The following is a 19,039-nucleotide window of genomic DNA, read 5'->3' as shown; positions in this document are numbered from 1 at the left end:
TGCCGCCACCGGCCGGGGTCGAGCCATGGGTTTCGGCCCGTCCCTCGTAAACGAGACGAAGGGGATGTGCCGCAACCACTCGGTTCCCTGCCCACATCTAGCATGGCACCTCCCCTTTTCCCCGTTTTCCGGGGGAGAAGGTTAGGGTACCTCAGGCGGGTTTCCGCTCTTTGCGCATCTCGTTTCGCATGATGAAGAGTGAGGCGGAAAGGATGAGCACTGCGCCTAGCCAGAGGTAGCCGGCCGGCGCATAACCGAAGAACAGCCAGCCGGCCAGCACATTCAGCGGCAGCTTCAGATCGTCGAAAGGTTGAATGTAGGCGGCATCCGCTGCGGAATAGGCAAGCGTCAGGAAATACTGCGCTGCGGCGGTCAGCAGCCCCGCCAGCAGGAACAAGGCAAGTGTTGTACCCGTCGGCACTGCAAAGCCTGCCGCAAGCGCCAGCCCTCCGTTTATCGGCGTCAGCAGAACGAGCAGCCAGACGGTGATCGTCTCCGGTCGTTCGATGCCCGTCAGGCTCTTGGTGATCAGCGACGAGGCGCCCCACAGCAGCGCCGAGAGCACCGGCAAGAGTGCTGCCCAGCCAAAGCCGTCCGACCATGGCTGCAGGATGATCATCGCGCCGGTGAAACCGGCTGCGGTCGCCGCCCAGCGGGCCGGACCGACGCGCTCACCCAGGAAGAGCCGGGCGCCGAGAATGATGAAGAACGGCGAGGTCATCACCAGCGCGATCGCCTGCCAGATCGGCACCGCGGCAAGGCCGGCGACCCAGGCCTCGACCCCGAGCGCGGCAAGCACGACGCGCGCCAGGTGACGCCAGGGATAGTGCGTGCGCATCGCCGCCAGGCCGAGCCTGCGCAGGAACGGCAGCGAAAACAGGAAGGCGAAGCCATATTGCCAGAAGGCGGCCGAGGCCGAGGGAAAGGCAAGCTTCATCGTCAGCCATTGGGTGACGACGTTAAGAAGCGAAAAGGCGATGCCGGCAAGGACCATCCAGAGTGCACCGACAATGGCGCGGGACGGCTCGACCGCAAGAGAATTCTGACTCATGTCTTTCATCCAAAACCAGGGACCAACATAAATCAGGACGCATGAGCCACGAACAGGCGACGCAGGACACCCCGCCCTTCGCACGGCCGACACTCATTCTCTTCCATCCGGACTTTAACCGTCGGCTCCGGATTCGCACCGGATCTGCTGACCCTCCCCCAGCATTGGCGCGGAAGGCGGCGCTCGCGGGCTCAGGCAGAAACCCATACCGCCGGTGGGGAGTTTCACCCCGCCCTGAGAACAGAAATGTCGTAGATCAAAGCCCGCATGGCGGCAAGCCACGAAAGCAAGGGCCCAGCAAAGCAAAAGGGGTCCGACAAAGCCGAACCCCTTTCCAAATCCTGCACAGCCGGTCTCGTTTACGGCTGGCGGATAATCTCAGATCAGCCGTTGACGGCGTCCTTCAGGCCCTTGCCGGGCGTGAACTTCGGCACGTTGCGAGCCGGAATGTCTACCTCAGCGCCCGTCGACGGGTTGCGGCCCTTCGATGCGGCACGATGAGAAACGGTGAAGCTGCCGAACCCTGCAAGGCGGATGTCGCCCTTGTTCTTGAGTTCACCCTGGACAACGTCGAAAACCGCGTCAACAGCGGAAGCCGCGTCAGACTTCGTCAGTCCTGCCTTTTCGGCGACTGCGGACACGAGTTCATTCTTGTTCATGTTTCCACCCCTTTCTAAATGGTACGAAACGACTCAATATAAGCTAGGCGCCGAATAGGTATCATCAGGCCCGCCGGGAACCCAAAAGCCCTGCAAATCAAGGAAAAGCAAGCGTCTACATGACGTTTTCACAAAAAAGGCTGGCGTTTTCGCCAGCCTTTTTCCGAGTTTTCAGCCAATGGGGCATAAATGTGGCCGAGGCCACTCAATGCGCTATGGTTGCGCCCGTCTCGTCGAGGCCTTCGACCGATGCGATGACCGGCGTTTCCACCGTGCCGTCCCATTCGATCGGCTCCGGCCGCCGGATCAGCGCATGCTTGATCACCTCGCCCATGCGGGATACCGGGATGATCTCCATGCTGTTCTTCACGTTATCCGGAATCTCCGCCAGATCCTTGGCGTTCTCCTCCGGAATCAGCACCTTCTTGATGCCGCCGCGAAGGGCTGCGAGCAGCTTTTCCTTGAGACCGCCGATCGGCAGAATACGACCGCGAAGGGTGATCTCACCGGTCATGGCCACGTGCCTGTTCACCGGGATACCGGTCATGATCGAGACGATCGCGGTCGCCATGGCGACGCCGGCCGAGGGGCCATCCTTCGGCGTCGCGCCTTCCGGCACGTGCACGTGGATGTCGCTCTTGTCGAAGCGCGGTGGCTCGATGCCGAAATCGACAGCGCGCGAGCGGACATAGGAGGCCGCCGCCGAGATCGATTCCTTCATGACTTCCTTCAGATTGCCGGTGACCGTCATGCGGCCCTTGCCCGGCATCATCACGCCTTCGATGGTCAGCAACTCGCCGCCGACCTCCGTCCAGGCAAGACCTGTGACAACGCCGACCTGATCCTCGCCCTCGGCTTCGCCGTGGCGGAAGCGCGGGACGCCCAGATAGTCGGAGATGTTGGCAGCCGTCACATGCACGGACTTCGTCTTGCCCTTGATGATCTCGGTGACCGCCTTGCGGGCAAGCTTCATCAGTTCGCGCTCGAAGTTGCGGACGCCGGCTTCACGGGTGTAGTGCTGGCTGATGGACATCAGGGCGTCGTCGTTGACCGAGAATTCTTCCGGCTGCAACGCATGTTCCTTGATGGCCTTCGGCAGCAGATGCCGCTTGGCGATCTCGCGCTTTTCATCTTCGGTGTAGCCGGCGATACGGATGATCTCCATGCGGTCCATCAGCGGCGCCGGGATGTTCAGCGTATTCGCCGTCGTAATGAACATCACATCCGACAGGTCGTATTCGACCTCAAGATAATGGTCCATGAAGGTCGAGTTCTGTGCCGGATCGAGTACCTCGAGCAGGGCCGAAGACGGATCGCCGCGATAGTCCTGGCCGAGCTTGTCGATCTCGTCGAGCAGGAAGAGCGGGTTGGACTTCTTCGCCTTCTTCATCGACTGGATGACCTTGCCGGGCATCGAGCCGATATAGGTGCGGCGGTGACCGCGGATTTCGGCTTCGTCGCGAACGCCGCCAAGCGCCATGCGGACATACTCACGGCCGGTCGCCTTGGCGATCGACTGGGCGAGCGAGGTCTTGCCGACACCCGGAGGGCCAACGAGGCAGAGAATCGGGCCCTTGATCTTGGTGGCGCGAGCCTGCACGGCCAGATATTCGACAATGCGCTCCTTGACCTTGTCGAGACCGAAGTGATCGGCTTCGAGGATCTTCTCGGCATTGTTGAGATCGGCCTTGATCTTCGACTTCTTGCCCCACGGAATGCCGAGCAGCCAGTCCAGATAATTGCGCACGACGGTGGCTTCGGCCGACATCGGGCTCATCTGGCGCAGCTTCTTCAGCTCCGCATCGGCCTTTTCACGGGCCTCCTTGGACAGCTTGGTCTTGGAGATACGCTCTTCCAGCTCGCTCATCTCGTCGCGGCCTTCCTCGCCGTCGCCGAGTTCCTTCTGGATCGCCTTCATCTGTTCGTTCAGGTAGTATTCGCGCTGGGTCTTCTCCATCTGGCGCTTGACACGCGAACGGATGCGCTTTTCGACCTGCAGGACCGAAATCTCGCCTTCCATGAAGCCGAGGGCCTTTTCGAGGCGAGCCTTGACGCTGGTGGTTTCCAGCATCTCCTGCTTCTCGGTGATCTTGATCGACAGATGCGAGGCGACCGTATCGGCGAGCTTGGAATAGTCGTCGATCTGGCTGGCGGCGCCGACCACTTCGGGCGAAATCTTCTTGTTGAGCTTCACATAGCTCTCGAATTCGGAGACGACCGAACGCGACAAGGCTTCCAGTTCGACCGGATCGTCGTGCGGCTCCTCGAGCACATGGCCGAGCGCCTCATAGAAATCCTCGCGGCTGGTATATGTGTCGATCTCCGCGCGGGCGCGGCCTTCGACCAGAACCTTGACGGTGCCGTCGGGCAGCTTCAACAGCTGCAACACGTTCGCCACGGTGCCGACCTTGTGGATCGCGGAGGGATCCGGATCGTCGTCGCTGGCGTTGATCTGCGTCACAAGCATGATCTGCTTATCGGAACCCATGACCTCTTCGAGCGCACGGATCGACTTTTCCCGTCCGACGAACAGCGGCACGATCATATGCGGGAAAACCACGATGTCGCGCAGGGGCAGAACAGGGTAGGCAGTACTGCTCGCTACAGACGTTTTCTTCGTCATTTTAAGTCCTTTCCATCGTCCCGTTACCGGGCTCTCTGCGCGGCCGCTTGGGACCGGCCGGCACTCTCACTTGGCTCTACAAGTGGAGGTTCTGACTACGCTTTTCAAGCCACGCTAACGCCCGCGTTCCCCGGATGTGACAGCTTCATTACAACGGAACGCCAACACTATGAAGCGCGTGGCTGGACCGGCGCTTACCACTTCCGACCCGGCTAAAATACAAACGCCAGCAATAGGCTTACGGAATCACGGCATCATTGCCAAGCACTCTCCCTTGCGCAACATCGGCAAAGGCAATTCCGGTTCCCACCGGCAAAATACTAACAGTGCCTCGGATGGTTTTTCAAATAGAAAGGGGCCCGCCGATGGCAAGCCCCCAAAATAATCGTGCGAAAGCGCAAAGGTTACGCCGAAGCGTTGGCCTTTTCTTCCTGACGATCGGCATAGATGTATAGCGGACGGGCCGAACCGCGAACCACTTCCTCGGAGATGACGACCTCGCGCACGCCTTCGAGCGTCGGCAGTTCGAACATCGTGTCGAGCAGGATCTTCTCCATGATCGAGCGAAGGCCGCGGGCGCCGGTCTTGCGGACGATCGCCTTGCGGGCTGTTTCGCGCAGAGCATCCTCGTGGAAGGTCAGTTCCACGTCTTCCATCTCGAACAGGCGCTGATATTGCTTGATCAGCGCGTTCTTCGGCTCGGACAGGATCTGGATCAGCGCATCTTCATCGAGGTCTTCGAGGGTCGCCAGAACCGGCAAACGCCCGATGAACTCGGGGATGAGGCCGAACTTGACCAAGTCTTCCGGCTCCAGTTCGCGCAGGACTTCGCCGACGCGGCGATCGTCCTGGGCCTTGACGGTAGCGCCGAAGCCAATCGAGGTCTTCTCGCCGCGGGCGGAGATGATCTTATCGAGGCCGGCGAAGGCGCCGCCGCAGATGAACAGGATGTTGGTCGTGTCGACCTGCAGGAATTCCTGCTGCGGGTGCTTGCGGCCGCCCTGCGGCGGAACGGAAGCGACCGTGCCTTCCATGATCTTCAGCAGCGCCTGCTGCACGCCCTCACCCGAGACGTCGCGTGTGATCGACGGGTTGTCGGACTTGCGCGAAATTTTGTCGACTTCGTCGATGTAGACGATGCCCCGCTGCGCACGCTCGACATTGTAGTCGGCCGATTGCAGCAGCTTCAGGATGATGTTTTCGACATCCTCACCGACATAGCCGGCCTCGGTCAGCGTCGTCGCATCGGCCATGGTGAAGGGAACGTCGATGATGCGGGCGAGCGTCTGGGCAAGATAGGTCTTGCCGCAGCCGGTCGGGCCGACGAGCATGATGTTCGATTTCGCCAGCTCGACTTCGCCGTTCTTCGAGGCGTGCGCCAGGCGCTTGTAATGGTTGTGAACGGCGACCGACAGGATTTTCTTCGCCTGCCGCTGGCCGATGACATATTCGTCGAGGACCTTGATGATGTCCTGGGGCGTCGGAACGCCGTCGCGGGACTTGACCATCGAGGACTTGTTCTCCTCGCGGATGATGTCCATGCACAATTCGACGCATTCATCGCAGATGAAGACGGTCGGTCCGGCAATCAGTTTCCGGACTTCGTGCTGGCTCTTTCCGCAGAACGAACAATAGAGTGTGTTCTTGGAGTCGCCGCCGTTGCTGCCGCTGACCTTGCTCATTTCACTTTCCTTCCAGCACGCCGCATTTCAAGGCGAAATCGCGGTCCACTCTATCAGCTCCTGGCGGCACTCCGTTTCCGGAGCCTTTGCCGAGAAGGGCTTCAGGGGCTACGAACCAGGCCCAACAAATCATGTCCGGGTCCCGGCGGCAACGAATCCCCTTCGAATGCCGAATGCTATGTCATAAAAATTCAACATAGCATTAATAGTTACTATTAGCGTCTTCGTCGCCTGTTGAAAGCCCTTGTTCAATCACAAATGGGATAGAACTGTGGCGACGAAAACACCATCCCTATTAATTACTAGGCCTGTTCGCCTTCCATTTCGATGCGCGAGGTCAGAACCTTGTCGATCACGCCCCAAGTCTGGGCCTCGTCGGCATCCATGAAATGGTCACGATCGAGCGTCTTTTCAACTTCCTCGTAGGTGCGGCCGGTGTGCTTGACATAGACCTCGTTCAGGCGGCGCTTCATCTTGAGGATGTCGCGGGCGTGGCGCTCGATGTCCGAAGCCTGTCCCTGGAAGCCGCCCGAGGGCTGATGCACCATGATGCGGGAATTCGGCGTGGCGAAGCGCATATCTTTGTGGCCGGCAGCCAGCAGCAGCGAGCCCATGGATGCGGCCTGGCCGATGCAGAGCGTCGAAACCGCGGGCTTGATGAACTGCATCGTGTCGTAGATCGCCATGCCGGCGGTGACGACGCCGCCGGGCGAATTGATGTAGAGGGCGATTTCCTTCTTCGGGTTTTCGGCCTCGAGGAAGAGAAGCTGGGCGCAGACGAGCGTCGCCATATGGTCTTCGACGGCACCCGTCAGGAAGATGATGCGTTCCTTCAACAGGCGGGAATAGATGTCGTAGGAGCGTTCACCGCGGTTGGTCTGTTCCACGACCATCGGCACGAGGGCCATTGCGGTATCGACTGGGTTTCTCATGTGCGTCCTTTGTCAACGTCTCGCCGGCCGGCGCCGGGAATCAAAGAAAATGTCTATCCCTACATAGAGTGTCACTGCCCTCCTCTTCAAGACACGCATGAGGATAACGTTAAGATGGCGGGGCAAGGCGGCTTTAGCTGGTAGCCTCTTTCCCCCAAACGCCTGTTAACGGCGAGGCCCTGGCATCATCGCCCCCGGCTTTTCTCCACGACAGGATGAAGGAATGCTTACTTCATTCGAGAGCGCTTATAAGCGTTTACCCGACAGAAAGCCTACCGGCAGATATCAGCGCAAAAGCGTGCTGCGGCGCAACAGCATTAAGGAAGTGGCGAGCTTCATCGGCAAGGATAAAGGCCAACAAATAGCGGCCGACAGATAAGGCCGACGGGCAAGGGGTTGCTGCCGTGTTCAATATTGCTACAGGTCTCGCCATCTGGTGTTCGGAGGCGATGACGCTCGCTTTGGTGCTGTTCGTCGCCTGGCGCCACAATGTCAGAAACGAGGCCTACCTCTATTGGGGCATCGGCTTTCTGCTGACCGGCATCGGCTTTGCGATGATCGCGCTGCGCGGCCAAGTGCCCAGCCTGTTGTCCATAGAGATCGGCAATGCCATTGCGCTGCTCGGCCAGAGCGCCTGGGTGGCGGGTTTTCTGGCGCTGGACCGCAAACGGATCGAATGGTGGGCGCTGCTGCCGCCGGCGATCTGGCTCGCCGGGGTCTTTCTGCCCTGGGTCAACAGCGACTATTCAAACCGGGTGGTGCTCTATAATCTCGCTTCGGCGACGGGTGCGACGGCGCTTGCCCTTGCGGTCGCCGCCGGCGACATGCGCCGCGAGCGTACCCGCGTCAAGCTGATGGGTGTGTTCGTCATCCAGGGCTGCCTGTGCTTCGGCTCGGCGGTGACGATGGCGCTAACGCTGCCGAGCGATGTCGAGGCGACCAATCTCGGCGGCGCCTCCGCCATGGCAAGCGCCTTCCTGCTGACCATCGCCTTCGCGTTCACCTGCCGGCTGATCATGGAGCGCTCCGAACGGCACCTGCGCGCCCTCACCCTGACCGATTCGCTGACGGGCGTGCTCAACCGCCGCGGCCTGCTCGGTTATTTCAACGCCATCCAGGAAAAAGCTCATGACGACCAGCGCCAGGTCGCAGTGATACTCTTCGATCTCGACCATTTCAAGCGCGTCAACGACCGTTTCGGCCACCAGTCCGGCGATGCCGTGCTGACCGAATTCGCGCGAATGGCCCGCCAGTATATTCCGAACCACATCTTCGGCCGTATGGGCGGCGAAGAATTCGCAGCCTTCGCCGCGGTCACCGACCAGACCGAGGCCGAAGCGATCGCCGAAGCGATCCGCACCGAATTCTGCCGTCTTCCCGTCAGCACCGGCGAAGCAATCGTTCCCGTCACCGTCAGCATCGGCATCGCGCTTGCTTCCTCGGTCGAAGCCAATATCGACAAGCTGATCTCGGCCGCCGACCGGGCGCTCTACGCGGCAAAGGGCGCAGGCCGCAACTGCACCGTCACCTTCGGAGAAGCCGAGGCAGCAGCGCCGGCGCCGGCCGCGCCGAGCAACACCGCCGGCGAACTCGTGCCGACGGTCGACGACCAGATCGAGGCCCTGCGGCGCATGGGCACGCTGTCGCGGGCCGGCTAGCGGTAACGGTGAAAACCGGAATCAATCCTCGGGGTTAGACTTAGATTTTAAAGTGATTGACGCGCCCGGCCGGGCGCGCATCGCTTCCGGGCGGCTCGCCCTCACCCCGCACCTTTCCGAGGCCGAGCAAATCCGCTAAGCCTTCGGGCATGATGATACCGCCCTTTCTCTCGATCGATCCGGCCCGCCGCCATGTGTCGCTGGACGCCCGCAACCCGGCCTTCTACAGCAATCCGAATGCCGTCTATGCCGCACTTCATGCGCATTGTCCGACGTTCTACTGGAGCGAGCAGAAGCAGTGGTTCTTCACCGGCTACGACCATGTGAACGGTTTGCTGCGCGATCGCCGCTTCGGCCGGCAGATCCTGCATATCGCCAGCCGCGAGGAGCTCGGGCTTGCCGAGCCGATGCCGCATCTTGCCAGTTTCGATCTCTCGGAACGCTATTCCCTGCTCGAACTCGAACCGCCGGAGCACACACGGCTGCGCACGCTGGTCAACCGCGCCTTCGTCTCCCGCCATGTCGAGAAGATGAAACCAGAGCTTACCGAGTTGGCCAACCGGCTGATCGACGGCTTCGCGGAAAAGGGTGAGGTCGAGCTGCTCTCTGCCTTTGCCGACATCATACCGGTGACGATGATCGCCCGGATGATCGGCATTCCCGAGGAAATGGGGCCGCAGCTGCTTGCCTGGTCGCACGCCTACGTCCGCATGTACATGTTCGGCCGCACGCGCGAGCAAGAAGACGAGGCCGAACGGGCGGCGAAGGAATTTTCCGACTATGTCCGGACGGTGATCGCAGAGCGCCGCGCCGAGCCACGCGACGACCTGCTCACCCACATGATCCATACCGAGCACAAGGGTCAGTATCTGACCGAGGAGGAGCTGGTCTCGACGACGATCGTGCTGCTCAATGCCGGGCACGAGGCGACTGTGCACCAGATCGGCAATTCGGTGCGCATCATCCTCGAGAGCGGCTCAGATCCGGCGGAAATCTTCCGCGACGAGGCGACGACCGAGCGCACCGTCGAGGAAACCCTGCGCACCTGCGCGCCGGTCCACATCTTCCAGCGCTGGGCCCTGGAGCCTGCGGAAATCGACGGCGTCTCCTTCCAGCGCGGCGACAAGGTCAGCCTCATCCTCGCCGCCGCCAATCTCGACCCGGCGAAGTTCACCGATCCGCTGGCCTTCCGGCCCGACCGCAACGAGGCGGCGAACCTCTCCTTCGGCGCCGGCATCCATTTCTGCATCGGCGCGCCGCTGGCGCGGCTGGAGCTCAACGTCGTGCTCCCGATCCTGTTCGCAAGGCTTGCCGGTCTCAAGCTGGCGAAGACGCCTGAAGTCAAGGACGTCTACCATTTCCACGGGCTGGACCGGCTGGATTTGTGGTGGTGATCCATAGCCTCGCAGATCAGCCGTAACGGCCGGTGATGTAGTCTTCGGTGCGCTTGACCTTCGGCGACTGGAAAATCTCAGCGGTCGGGCCGTATTCGATCAGCTCGCCAAGATACATGAAGGCGGTATTGTCGGAGATGCGGCTTGCCTGCTGCATGTTGTGGGTGACGATGACGATGGTGAACTCGCCCTCAGGCGGGCGACCCATCGATCGCGCGTCATGCGGCCGAGTCTTCCTGCAGCCTGCCGGATATGTCGTGCGCCGACATAGGTCTTCCCATCAGATAGCCTTGAAGCTGATCGCAGCCAGCCTCTCGCAAGATCGCCGCCTGGCGGCTGTTCTCGATACCTTCGGCGGTCACGGGAATCTTCAGAGCGGTCGCCAGCGAAATGGTCGCCCGAAGGACATCGGCGCCGTTGGCGCCTTCATCGAGAGCGGACACAAGCGAGCGATCGATCTTCATGCGATCGAACCCGAACTGCCGCAATGCGCCGATGCTGGCGTAGCCGCAGCCAAAGTCATCCAGCGCGAACTTTATCCCGACGCGCTTCAGCTGGTCTATCGACCGCCGGGCCTGATCCGGATTTGTCATCAGAACGCCTTCGGTGATCTCCAAGGTCAGGCGCTTCGGATCGAAATCGAGCTCGCGCAGGACCGAGATTACCTCCGCGGCAAATTCGGGATTGCAGAGTTGGATTGGCGAGACGTTCACCGACAGTGCCAGATCGGGCCAGCTCTTGGCATGCTCGATTGATGTCCTCAGCATGTGAACGCCAAGCGCATCGATGAGGCCGCACCTCTCGGCGAGAGGGATGAAAATCTCCGGGCTGATGTTTCCGGTTGACGTTCGCCAGCGCGCCAGCGCTTCAAGACCAGTGACAGCGCCTGTTGTGGCGGAAACGAGAGGCTGGAAAACGGCCTCGATCGCACCAGTGCTGATGGCGTGCTTCAACAGACCTTCCAGTTCGGCGACCCGTTGGCGTTCCTCGTCCAGTTCGGGGTCGTATTCGATCGCCTGGCCTCTGCCACTTGCCTTGGCGCGATAGAGGGCCATGTCCGCTCTGCGGAGAAGCTCCAGAGGCTCGATGCCTCCGTCGCGCGCGGCAGCTCCGATGCTTGCTCCAACTTCGATCGTTCGTCCGCCGATTTTGAAGGGCTCGGCAAACAGCGCGAGAATGGTCTTTTCCATATCTTCGCACGTGGCAGATCCAACATGCACCAGCGCAAATTCGTCGCCCCCCAGCCTAGCCGCGGCGACGACCTCGGGGTGGCAGGCCATCAGCGCGTTCGAAACCAGTCGGATCAAATCATCGCCGACCGCATGCCCCCAGGCATCGTTGACCGCCTTGAAGCCATCGAGATCGACCAGATAGAGCCGGGGTGGCGAAGAGCCCGAATTGTCCAACTCTTCCAGCAGGCTGAGAAGTCCATGTCTGTTCAACAGGCCGCTCAGGCTGTCATGGCCGGCTTCGAAAAGCGCTGCCTCCGCCAGCTGGCGCAGGCGCCGTGCCTCGGACGTCCCGACCATCAGAACGCCGATCAGGAACAGCGCAAGAATGGCGACGGCGGCAGCGACATAGGGCGTTACCCGATGAAACACAGTGCTTCCAGGCGCTTTGCTCGGCCATACGAGGTAGCCGATGACGGCCCCTTTCATGTCGGTGATCGGCGTATTCAGAAATTCCGGCCTGGGCTTCGTTTCAAGGTGCAAGCCTTCGAGTTCATGTTCGTTCGAGAGCGCGTCGAGAACCTCGGGGGTAAATTCCTTGTAAAAGCTCAGCGTGCTGAGCTTCGGAAGCTCTCCGGAGGCTTCGAAGGGCTGGATCGCCTGCGATGCGAGCAGGGCGATACCGCTTTCGGTCTTGATGAAGTTGACCATCGGCGCCCGCTCGGGATCGGCGGCTGCGTTGATCTGCCGATAAAAGCCTTCGCCGAAAAAGGCGCTCGGCTCGAAGGGCTTGCCCTTGGCATATGCGGAGACGATCGACGACCGGTCAGGGCCGATTACGATCGCGCCGTCATAGAGCGCGTAATCCTCGCTGGTCTTTCCCCAATTTTCATAGGCCCAGTCGGCGGCGGCAGGAGAGGAGGCCGCACTATAGGCATCGTCCCATATGGCATTGTCCGTCGTCGTCCCGCTCAGACGAGCCACAAAGGCTCCGATCGCCGCGCGGGCGGCGCGCGTGGCCCGCGCATCGTCGATCTCATTCGCCGACCGGGTCATCTTGACGACGACATGTGCCATCAGGCCGGTCAGGATGAGGGCGACGACAAGGAAACAGACCGTTGTCGCAATGATGGAAGAGGTCTGGGTGCGAACGTGCCTACCTGCAAGATTCGACGACATGCATATTCCGGAAAGATTAATTGCAAGGCCATGTCTGTGGGGACGGCAGGAGACATCATGTCCGCTATGCGCTGCAGATAAGATATAGCATTTTGACGATGTAGACCCGATTAACGGGATTGGTTAAAAGCGTTCTATCCGGCAAAGAAGCGCAGCCATCCGCAGAAAGACGGGCCGTCATCGCCGCAAATCGGGACAGGCCCGCCATCGTCAGCGCCGGTTTGCTGGCGCTGCTTAAACCTTGATCACATAATCCTTGCGAGTCGTTTCAACGACTTCCCACGTTCCCTTGAAGCCGGGTCGCAAGATCATCCGGTCGCCCGTCTTCAGATGAACCGGCTCACCGCCCTCCTCCGTGACGATCGAATAGCCGGACAGCAGGCTGAAATATTCCCATTCCTCATAAACGATCCGCCACTTGCCCGGCGTCGCCTCCCAGATGCCGGAATAGAGCCCGCCTTCGGCCTCCTCCAGGTTCCAGGTGCGGAAATGCGGATCGCCTGAGATGATCCGACCGGGCTCCGGGGCGCCGAACTCGGGTTCGACGCCGTCAATGCCGAGGGTGATGAAATTTGCCATGGCCACTCAGATCTTCGAGAGCGCCTGTTCGAGGTCGGCGATGATGTCCTTGACGTCCTCGATGCCGACGGAAAGGCGTACCACGTCGGCGCCGGCGCCGGCGGCGGTCTTCTGTTCCTCGGTCAACTGCCGATGTGTCGTCGAGGCCGGGTGGATGACGAGCGAGCGGGTGTCGCCGATATTGGCGAGGTGGGAGAAGAGCTCCAGCCCCTCGACCAGCGTCTTGCCCGCCTCATAGCCACCCGTAACGCCGCCTTCGACGCCGAAAGTGAAGACGGAGCCTGCGCCCTTTGGGGAATAGCGCTGCTGCAGGGCATGGTTCGGATCGTCGTCGAGGCCGGCATAATTCACCCAGGCGATCTTGCTGTGCGCCTTCAGCCATTTGGCGACGGCGATCGCATTGTCGCTGTGGCGTTGCATCCGGAGCGGCAGTGTCTCGATGCCGGTCAGGATCAGGAAAGCGTTGAAGGGCGAGATCGCCGGGCCGAGATCGCGCAGGCCGAGCACGCGGGCAGCGATCGCAAAGGCGAAATTGCCGAAGGTTGCGTGCAGGACCATGCCGTTATATTCCGGCCGCGGGCTCGACAGCATCGGGTAATTGCCGGATTTCGACCAGTCGAAGGTGCCTCCATCGACGATGAGGCCGCCCATGGAATTGCCGTGGCCGCCGAGAAACTTCGTCAGCGAATGCACGACGATATCGGCGCCGTGCTCGATCGGGCGGATGAAATAGGGTGTCGCCATCGTATTGTCGACGATCAGCGGCAGGCCGTTGCGATGCGCGACATCGGCAATGGCGGCGATATCGACGAAGGTGCCGCCGGGATTGGCCAGGCTTTCGATGAAGATGCCGCGCGTCTTGTCGTCGATCTGGCTTTCGAAGCTCGCGGGATCGGCGGGATCGGCCCAGCGCACCTGCCAGCCGAAATTCTCGAAGGCATGGCCGAACTGATTGATGGAGCCGCCGTAGAGCCTGTTGGCCGCGATGAAATTCTCGCCTGGGCGCATGATGGTGTGGAAGACGATCATTTGCGCGGCATGGCCGGAGGCGACGGCAAGCGCCGCCGTGCCGCCCTCGAGCGCTGCGACGCGCTCCTCGAGCACGGCCTGCGTCGGGTTCATGATGCGGGTGTAGATGTTGCCAAAGGCCTGCAGGCCGAAGAGAGCCGCGGCATGATCGGAATCATTGAAGACGAAGGCGGTGGTCTGGTAGATCGGCGTGACACGCGCGCCGGTCGCCGGGTCGGGCTGGGCGCCGGCATGGATCGCCAACGTATTGAATCCCGGATCGTTCTTGGCCATGTCGTCCTCCAGTTGTTGCTGACGGGCGGGATCATAGCCTGTCGTCTACGAAAGTTAATCGCGATCCGTTTCAACCCTTGGGCGTTTGGTGGAAAATCCGTCTCATCGCACCTCAACTCAGGCAATGAGACGGGGATACTCGATCGCCGGGCAGCGGTTCATCACCACCTTGATGCCGGCGGCCTCCGCCTTTGCGGCAGCCCCATCGTCACGGACGCCAAGCTGGGCCCAGATGATCTGCGGCAGCGGTCTCAGCGCCAGCGCCTCCTCGACCACCCCATCCAGATATTCGGCGGCGCGAAACACGTCGACCATGTCGATCGGCACGGGCACGTCGGCGAGCCGGGCATAAACGGTGCGGCCCTGGATCTGTTTGCCCGCCTGCCCCGGATTGACGGGAATGACCTCGTAGCCGCGCGACAGCAGATAACCCATGACGCCGTTGCTCGGCCGCGCCGGATTGGGCGAAGCGCCGGTCAGCGCGATGGTCTTTACGGAATGCAGGATTCCGGCGAGATAATCATCCGTATAGTCGTCGTGGTCCATGGTCGTTTCTCCACTCCCGAAAGCCCTCCAGCGCGGCCCGCAGTTTTTTTTGCGTTTCCGCGAAACCGGCTGCGTGTCTTTTCCGTATATATGAATTGGTTACTTCCTGAGGATGATTCGATGAAAAAAATCGCTCTTGCCCTCATGCTCGTGCTCGCCGCATCGCCGGCGCTGGCGATCTCGCGCTACAATCCGCTTGCCATGAGCTGCGCCAGCGTGCGCGCCGCCATCCACAATCAGGGCGCGGTGATCTTCCGCTATCAGTCTCCCCGTGGCTTGCCGCTTTACGATCGTTATGTCCGCAACAGCAATTATTGCGATGCGACCGATTATGCGGAATGGACGCATATCCCCTCGAAAGACAATCCCCGCTGCCCGGTCCTGAATTGCCAGAATATCGACAACCTTGACGGGATGCTTTTCGTTCCACATCATCAATTGTGATGGTTTCGCCCTCCTGACGGCCGCGGGAAGTCTGCAGGACTTTCGCCTTTGCGAAAGGCCGAAGCTCAATCCCGTGGTGCGACTTATCGACGATGGCACAATCAAAAGTTTAAAATTTTCAGTATGTCAAAGTTATAGAATAATATCTATATTTCAGCAGCATAGAATAATCACCTGCCTAATTCCCCCGGATCATTTCTGCTTATGTTCTTGATAATCCCCCGTTCCGTTCCCGTGTCCATTAGAAACATCTCATAGTTGAAAGGATCGCTTGGATTGAACGCATGTCGAGCGCACGTAAAAATTGCTTCAATCCACCGCGATTGTTTCCACACTGAAAGAATGCTATTCGTATATGAACGCGACCGCGACCGCCGCCGTGTATTTTCGTGCAAATCCCAGTTGTCTTTTCAGGAATTTGAAACGCCGAAGGCGAGGCGTTTTCCACTTCCCGCATCTTTTCCGGATTTACTCCCTTGCCACTCGACGTCATCCTGCTGGTTCTATTCGGCGCACTGCTGCATGCGACATGGAACGCCATCGTCAAGGCCGGCAGCGATAAATCTCTCGACGCGGCACTGATCTCTGCAGGCGGCGCGGTTTCGGCGCTGCCGTTCCTGGCATTTCTGCCGTTGCCGCAAAGCGCGGCCTGGCCGTTCATCGGCGTCTCGGCCATCCTGCAGTTCGCCTATTTCCAGTTGGTCGCCGCTGCCTACCGGGCCGGCGATATCGGCCTCGTCTATCCGCTGATGCGCGGCTGCGCACCGCTGCTGATCGCCGCGACAAGCGGCTTCATCCTGAAGGAAAATCTTTCCGGCGGCGCTCTCGCGGGCACGATGACAATCTGTGCGGGCGTCCTGACACTCGCTCTGGAGGCACGGCGCGGCAGCAGCCGCGCCATCCTGCTCTCGCTTGCCAATGCCTGCGTCATTGCCAGCTACACCTATGTCGACGGCATCGGCGCACGCCTTTCCGGCAATGCGGTTTCCTACACATTATGGATGTCGCTGCTGCCGCCGGTGTTGCTGTTTTCCTGGGCGGTTTCGCAACGCGGCACCTTGGCCGTGACGCGTCACGTCCGTCGCAACTGGTGGCGCGGCCTGATCGGCGGCGCCGGCTCGATCGCTTCCTACGGGCTGGCACTTTGGGCGATGACAAAAGCCCCGCTCGCAACCGTCGCGGCCTTGCGCGAAACCGCGATCCTCTTTGCGCTGGTGATCTCGATCACCGTCTTCAAGGAAAAAGCCAGCGTCTGGCGCTACGTCGCCGGTGTTGTCATCGCCATCGGCGGGCTGGTTCTGAAATTGGCGTGATCACTCGCCCTTCCATTCCGGCGTGCGCTTGCCGAGGAAGGCGCCGATGCCCTCCTCAGCATCCTGCGTCAGCATATTGTCGACCATCACTCTAGCGGCATAGTCATAGGCTGCCTCAACCGGCAGTTCGAGCTGGCGGTTGAACGCTTCCTTGCCGATCTTCAGGATCAGCGGCGATTTGCTGGCGATCACTCCGGCATATTTGGAAACCACCTGCGCCAGATACTGCTTCGGCACGATGCGGTTGACGAGGCCGAAATCCTTGCCGGTCGAGGCGTCGATCGTCTCGCCGGTCAAGAGCATCTCCATAGCCTGCTTGCGATGGGCGGCCCGGGAAACGGCCACCATCGGCGTCGAACAGAACAGGCCGATATTGACGCCCGGCGTGCAGAATGTCGACGTATCCGTGCAGATCGCCAGATCGCAGGAGGCGACGAGCTGGCAGCCGGCCGCCGTCGCCAACCCGTCAACCTCGGCGATGACGGGCTTCGGCAGATGCGCGATCTTCAGCATCAGATCGGCGCAGAGCCGGAAGGCCCTCTCGAAGAAACCGGCTCCCCGGTCCTCATCGGCGCGGTGGGCAGTGAGTTCCTTGAGATCATGCCCGGCGGAAAAGACATTGCCGGTCGAGGCGATGACGATGACGCGCACATCCGCATCCGAGCCGGCCTTATCGAGCTCGGCCATCAGCGCTTCGAGAAGCGCGATCGAGAGCGCATTGGCCGGCGGGTTGTTGAGCACGAGGCGCAGCACGCCGTCGCGCAGCGAGCGAACCAGTAACCCATCCGCCCTGTCTGCGTCCGGGAAGGATAGGATTTCGGCCATGATGCTGCTCCCTGCGCTCGATTTTAGAGCAGTTCAGCTTTTACGGAAACGCAGAACCACTCTAACTTTTTGTTTTAACGCCCTTCCGAACGGAAAACCGCTTCGCGCTTTTCCAGGAATTGCTTTGGACAGGTGTTCTGCCACAAGGCTGCGGCAATTTCGAGCAGGATATGCTCTGTCCGCAGCGGCCGCAGTCAAGACCAGAACCAGGATTTCAATATCTCAGCCTTCGCCTCAGCACGGGTCAGGCCGACATCGCAAAGCTCGTCGTCGGTGAGCTCGCAAAGCGTGCGGCGGCTGCGGCGCTTTTCCAGGTGATGCTCGATTGCCGCCAGCAGCCGCCGGCCCCTGCGCGCCGACCGGCAAAATTTCGATCGAACGATATCGCGCTCAAGGATTTCGCTCAATTCCATGGCCATCTCTTCCACCTCTCTTCAACACCAGAAGGATGGGCTGGAAACCCACATGAAGGAAGCTTATGGAAGTTATGATACACATAAGGAAATCTTTGGTATGGCGCTCAACCTCGATCAGCTCGCAACCTTCGTCAACGTCGCCGATCTCGGAAGCTTTACGGCGGCCGCCGACATGGAGGGACTGACGCAGCCGGCCGTCAGCCTGCAGGTCAAGGGGCTCGAGCAGCGGCTCGGTGTCCGGCTGATCGAGCGCGTCGGCCGGCGAGCGCAGCCCACCGCGGCAGGCCTCGACCTGCTGGTGCATGCAAGGCGATTGCTGCAGCAATCGGCCGTCGCTGAGGAAGCGATGATGCCACACAGAGACGGTGCCAGCGGCCGCGTGCGCATCGGCAGCGGCGGCACGGCGTCGATCCACCTGCTTCCTCACGCCATTGCCGCCGCCCGAAAATCCATGCCCGGCCTGGAAATCACCGTGCGCATCGGCGATGCCGACGACGTCTTGCGCGATCTGGAGGCCAACAGCCTCGATATCGCCGTCGTTGCCCTGCCGGCCTCAGGGCGCAACTTCGAGATCGAACCGTTCTACGAGGAAGAATTGCTGGCCGTCGCTCCGGCGGGCAGCCTGATACCCGACGGCGGACCGGACGCCGCCTTCATGCGCGACAGGACGCTGCTGCTTTATGAGGGCGGCAATACGCGACGGGCAATCGACGCGTGGCTGGCCGCACCGGACACTAGGATCCGACCGGCCATGGAGTTCGGCAGCATCGAAGCGATCAAGGAACTGGTAGCCGTCGGGCTCGGCTGGTCGATCCTGCCGGGACTGGCGTTGAAGCGCGACCGCGCCGGCCTCGTGACGACCTCATCGCTGCAGCCGAAGCTCACGCGCCGCCTCGGCATGGTTCTGCGCCGGGACAAGCATCTGACACGCGGCCTTCGGGAAATGATGAAATGCCTGCGCGAGTTCAAAGATTAGCGGCCGCTTCGACCGCGGCATGCTCTTTCAAACCCAGCAGGGATGCGAAAAGCGTCAAGCACGGCAGCTCTTTCGCCGGCAAATCTGTGGTAACACAATACCTCATAACTAACTCATTGTTTTTGCTTACTCTTTTTTCCAGACCTCAGGAACGTCGATATTGACCCAATGTCATATTCCCTCTATACACCGCGCCAGAACGCAGCCTGTCCGGGCTGCTTTCTTTTTGGCATGCCTCGAGCCTGTCAATCCAAGCAACAAGAAACGCCCTTCAAGCCCTCGGGCCAAGGG

At 60.7% G+C, this 19,039-nt stretch carries 17 protein-coding genes, 1 pseudogene and 1 riboswitch; of the genes and pseudogenes, 6 read left to right on the top strand and 12 right to left on the bottom strand.

The annotated features are described in order from the left end of the window. Positions 1 to 151: 151 nt before the first annotated feature. The 5 genes from HJB82_RS09885 to clpP all read right to left on the bottom strand — a co-directional run bounded on the left by HJB82_RS09885 (position 152) and on the right by clpP (position 6,947). Positions 152 to 1,051, bottom strand: a complete 900-nt coding sequence (locus tag HJB82_RS09885; RefSeq protein WP_221115195.1) for a DMT family transporter — start codon at positions 1,049 to 1,051, stop codon at positions 152 to 154. A gap of 91 nt (positions 1,052 to 1,142) precedes the next feature. After that, a riboswitch (FMN riboswitch) is annotated at positions 1,143 to 1,297 on the bottom strand. Between the two features lie 137 nt (positions 1,298 to 1,434). Continuing rightward, positions 1,435 to 1,710, bottom strand: a complete 276-nt coding sequence (gene hupB / locus HJB82_RS09880; RefSeq protein WP_003573937.1) for a DNA-binding protein HupB — start codon at positions 1,708 to 1,710, stop codon at positions 1,435 to 1,437. A gap of 205 nt (positions 1,711 to 1,915) precedes the next feature. Further along, positions 1,916 to 4,333 (bottom strand): endopeptidase La, encoded by a 2,418-nt coding sequence (lon, locus tag HJB82_RS09875; RefSeq protein ID WP_221115196.1) that lies wholly within the window; start codon positions 4,331 to 4,333, stop codon positions 1,916 to 1,918. 404 nt (positions 4,334 to 4,737) lie between these two features. Further along, positions 4,738 to 6,015: an ATP-dependent Clp protease ATP-binding subunit ClpX gene (gene clpX / locus HJB82_RS09870; protein WP_007626206.1), complete on the bottom strand. Its 1,278-nt coding sequence runs from the start codon at positions 6,013 to 6,015 to the stop codon at positions 4,738 to 4,740. Positions 6,016 to 6,317: 302 nt separating this feature from the next. After that, the gene (gene clpP, locus HJB82_RS09865; protein ID WP_007626207.1) at positions 6,318 to 6,947 is read right to left on the bottom strand and encodes an ATP-dependent Clp endopeptidase proteolytic subunit ClpP; all 630 of its coding nucleotides are present in this window, start codon (positions 6,945 to 6,947) and stop codon (positions 6,318 to 6,320) included. 223 nt (positions 6,948 to 7,170) lie between these two features. Between clpP and HJB82_RS09860 the strand changes: the two genes are divergently transcribed. From HJB82_RS09860 to HJB82_RS09850, 3 genes are all read left to right on the top strand, one after another. Beyond that, positions 7,171 to 7,326 (top strand): hypothetical protein, encoded by a 156-nt coding sequence (locus HJB82_RS09860; protein WP_207583778.1) that lies wholly within the window; start codon positions 7,171 to 7,173, stop codon positions 7,324 to 7,326. 25 nt (positions 7,327 to 7,351) lie between these two features. Then, on the top strand, positions 7,352 to 8,605 hold the full coding sequence (locus HJB82_RS09855) for a GGDEF domain-containing protein (RefSeq protein WP_207583777.1): 1,254 nt from the start codon (positions 7,352 to 7,354) through the stop codon (positions 8,603 to 8,605). Positions 8,606 to 8,754: 149 nt separating this feature from the next. After that, entirely contained in the window at positions 8,755 to 9,999 is a 1,245-nt protein-coding gene (locus HJB82_RS09850) for a cytochrome P450 (protein ID WP_207583776.1), read from the top strand. 16 nt (positions 10,000 to 10,015) lie between these two features. Here HJB82_RS09850 and HJB82_RS09845 read toward each other — a convergent pair. The 5 genes and pseudogenes from HJB82_RS09845 to HJB82_RS09825 form a co-directional block, all read right to left on the bottom strand. Then, positions 10,016 to 10,192, bottom strand: a pseudogene (locus HJB82_RS09845) (phosphate ABC transporter ATP-binding protein); the annotation flags it as partial. 25 nt (positions 10,193 to 10,217) lie between these two features. Then, positions 10,218 to 12,347: a bifunctional diguanylate cyclase/phosphodiesterase gene (locus HJB82_RS09840; protein ID WP_221139887.1), complete on the bottom strand. Its 2,130-nt coding sequence runs from the start codon at positions 12,345 to 12,347 to the stop codon at positions 10,218 to 10,220. A 234-nt stretch (positions 12,348 to 12,581) separates the two neighbouring features. Next, on the bottom strand, positions 12,582 to 12,926 hold the full coding sequence (locus HJB82_RS09835; protein WP_207584288.1) for a cupin domain-containing protein: 345 nt from the start codon (positions 12,924 to 12,926) through the stop codon (positions 12,582 to 12,584). 6 nt (positions 12,927 to 12,932) lie between these two features. Beyond that, positions 12,933 to 14,228, bottom strand: a complete 1,296-nt coding sequence (locus HJB82_RS09830; protein WP_207583774.1) for an O-acetylhomoserine aminocarboxypropyltransferase — start codon at positions 14,226 to 14,228, stop codon at positions 12,933 to 12,935. 117 nt (positions 14,229 to 14,345) lie between these two features. Next, a complete protein-coding gene (locus HJB82_RS09825; RefSeq protein WP_207583773.1) occupies positions 14,346 to 14,774 on the bottom strand; it encodes a CoA-binding protein in 429 nt (142 codons plus the stop codon). Positions 14,775 to 14,894: 120 nt separating this feature from the next. On the opposite strand from HJB82_RS09825, the gene HJB82_RS09820 reads away from it, so the two are divergent. After that, a complete protein-coding gene (locus HJB82_RS09820; protein WP_207583772.1) occupies positions 14,895 to 15,218 on the top strand; it encodes a hypothetical protein in 324 nt (107 codons plus the stop codon). Positions 15,219 to 15,694: 476 nt separating this feature from the next. After that, positions 15,695 to 16,531, top strand: coding sequence for an EamA family transporter (locus tag HJB82_RS09815; protein ID WP_207583771.1), 837 nt, complete (start codon positions 15,695 to 15,697; stop codon positions 16,529 to 16,531). On the opposite strand, the gene HJB82_RS09810 is transcribed toward HJB82_RS09815, so the two are convergent. Together HJB82_RS09810 and HJB82_RS09805 are read right to left on the bottom strand one after the other, a co-directional pair. Beyond that, positions 16,532 to 17,356, bottom strand: coding sequence for an enoyl-CoA hydratase (locus HJB82_RS09810; protein ID WP_207583770.1), 825 nt, complete (start codon positions 17,354 to 17,356; stop codon positions 16,532 to 16,534). 194 nt (positions 17,357 to 17,550) lie between these two features. After that, on the bottom strand, positions 17,551 to 17,775 hold the full coding sequence (locus HJB82_RS09805; RefSeq protein WP_207583769.1) for a DUF1127 domain-containing protein: 225 nt from the start codon (positions 17,773 to 17,775) through the stop codon (positions 17,551 to 17,553). 46 nt (positions 17,776 to 17,821) lie between these two features. On the opposite strand from HJB82_RS09805, the gene HJB82_RS09800 reads away from it, so the two are divergent. Next, positions 17,822 to 18,748: a LysR family transcriptional regulator gene (locus tag HJB82_RS09800; RefSeq protein WP_246762738.1), complete on the top strand. Its 927-nt coding sequence runs from the start codon at positions 17,822 to 17,824 to the stop codon at positions 18,746 to 18,748. Positions 18,749 to 19,039: the final 291 nt, after the last annotated feature.

This window comes from Rhizobium sp. NZLR10 (assembly GCF_019685125.1).
In the GTDB taxonomy this organism is placed as follows: Bacteria; Pseudomonadota; Alphaproteobacteria; order Rhizobiales; family Rhizobiaceae; genus Rhizobium.
The sequence above is the reverse complement of the archived record's forward strand: the minus strand, read 5'-3'. Positions and strand labels throughout refer to the sequence as shown.

Excerpts from the sequence above, each read along its gene's own strand:
- HJB82_RS09825 (WP_207583773.1), bottom strand. The coding sequence starts at position 14,774 with ATGGACCACGACGACTATACGGATGATTATCTCGCCGGAATCCTGCAT.
- clpX (WP_007626206.1), bottom strand. The coding sequence starts at position 6,015 with ATGAGCAAGGTCAGCGGCAGCAACGGCGGCGACTCCAAGAACACACTC.
- clpP (WP_007626207.1), bottom strand. The coding sequence starts at position 6,947 with ATGAGAAACCCAGTCGATACCGCAATGGCCCTCGTGCCGATGGTCGTG.
- HJB82_RS09835 (WP_207584288.1), bottom strand. The coding sequence starts at position 12,926 with ATGGCAAATTTCATCACCCTCGGCATTGACGGCGTCGAACCCGAGTTC.
- HJB82_RS09830 (WP_207583774.1), bottom strand. The coding sequence starts at position 14,228 with ATGGCCAAGAACGATCCGGGATTCAATACGTTGGCGATCCATGCCGGC.
- HJB82_RS09860 (WP_207583778.1), top strand. The coding sequence starts at position 7,171 with ATGCTTACTTCATTCGAGAGCGCTTATAAGCGTTTACCCGACAGAAAG.
- HJB82_RS09885 (WP_221115195.1), bottom strand. The coding sequence starts at position 1,051 with ATGAGTCAGAATTCTCTTGCGGTCGAGCCGTCCCGCGCCATTGTCGGT.
- HJB82_RS09810 (WP_207583770.1), bottom strand. The coding sequence starts at position 17,356 with ATGGCCGAAATCCTATCCTTCCCGGACGCAGACAGGGCGGATGGGTTA.
- hupB (WP_003573937.1), bottom strand. The coding sequence starts at position 1,710 with ATGAACAAGAATGAACTCGTGTCCGCAGTCGCCGAAAAGGCAGGACTG.
- HJB82_RS09805 (WP_207583769.1), bottom strand. The coding sequence starts at position 17,775 with ATGGCCATGGAATTGAGCGAAATCCTTGAGCGCGATATCGTTCGATCG.
- HJB82_RS09850 (WP_207583776.1), top strand. The coding sequence starts at position 8,755 with ATGATGATACCGCCCTTTCTCTCGATCGATCCGGCCCGCCGCCATGTG.
- HJB82_RS09800 (WP_246762738.1), top strand. The coding sequence starts at position 17,822 with ATGAAGGAAGCTTATGGAAGTTATGATACACATAAGGAAATCTTTGGT.
- HJB82_RS09820 (WP_207583772.1), top strand. The coding sequence starts at position 14,895 with ATGAAAAAAATCGCTCTTGCCCTCATGCTCGTGCTCGCCGCATCGCCG.
- HJB82_RS09840 (WP_221139887.1), bottom strand. The coding sequence starts at position 12,347 with ATGTCGTCGAATCTTGCAGGTAGGCACGTTCGCACCCAGACCTCTTCC.
- lon (WP_221115196.1), bottom strand. The coding sequence starts at position 4,333 with ATGACGAAGAAAACGTCTGTAGCGAGCAGTACTGCCTACCCTGTTCTG.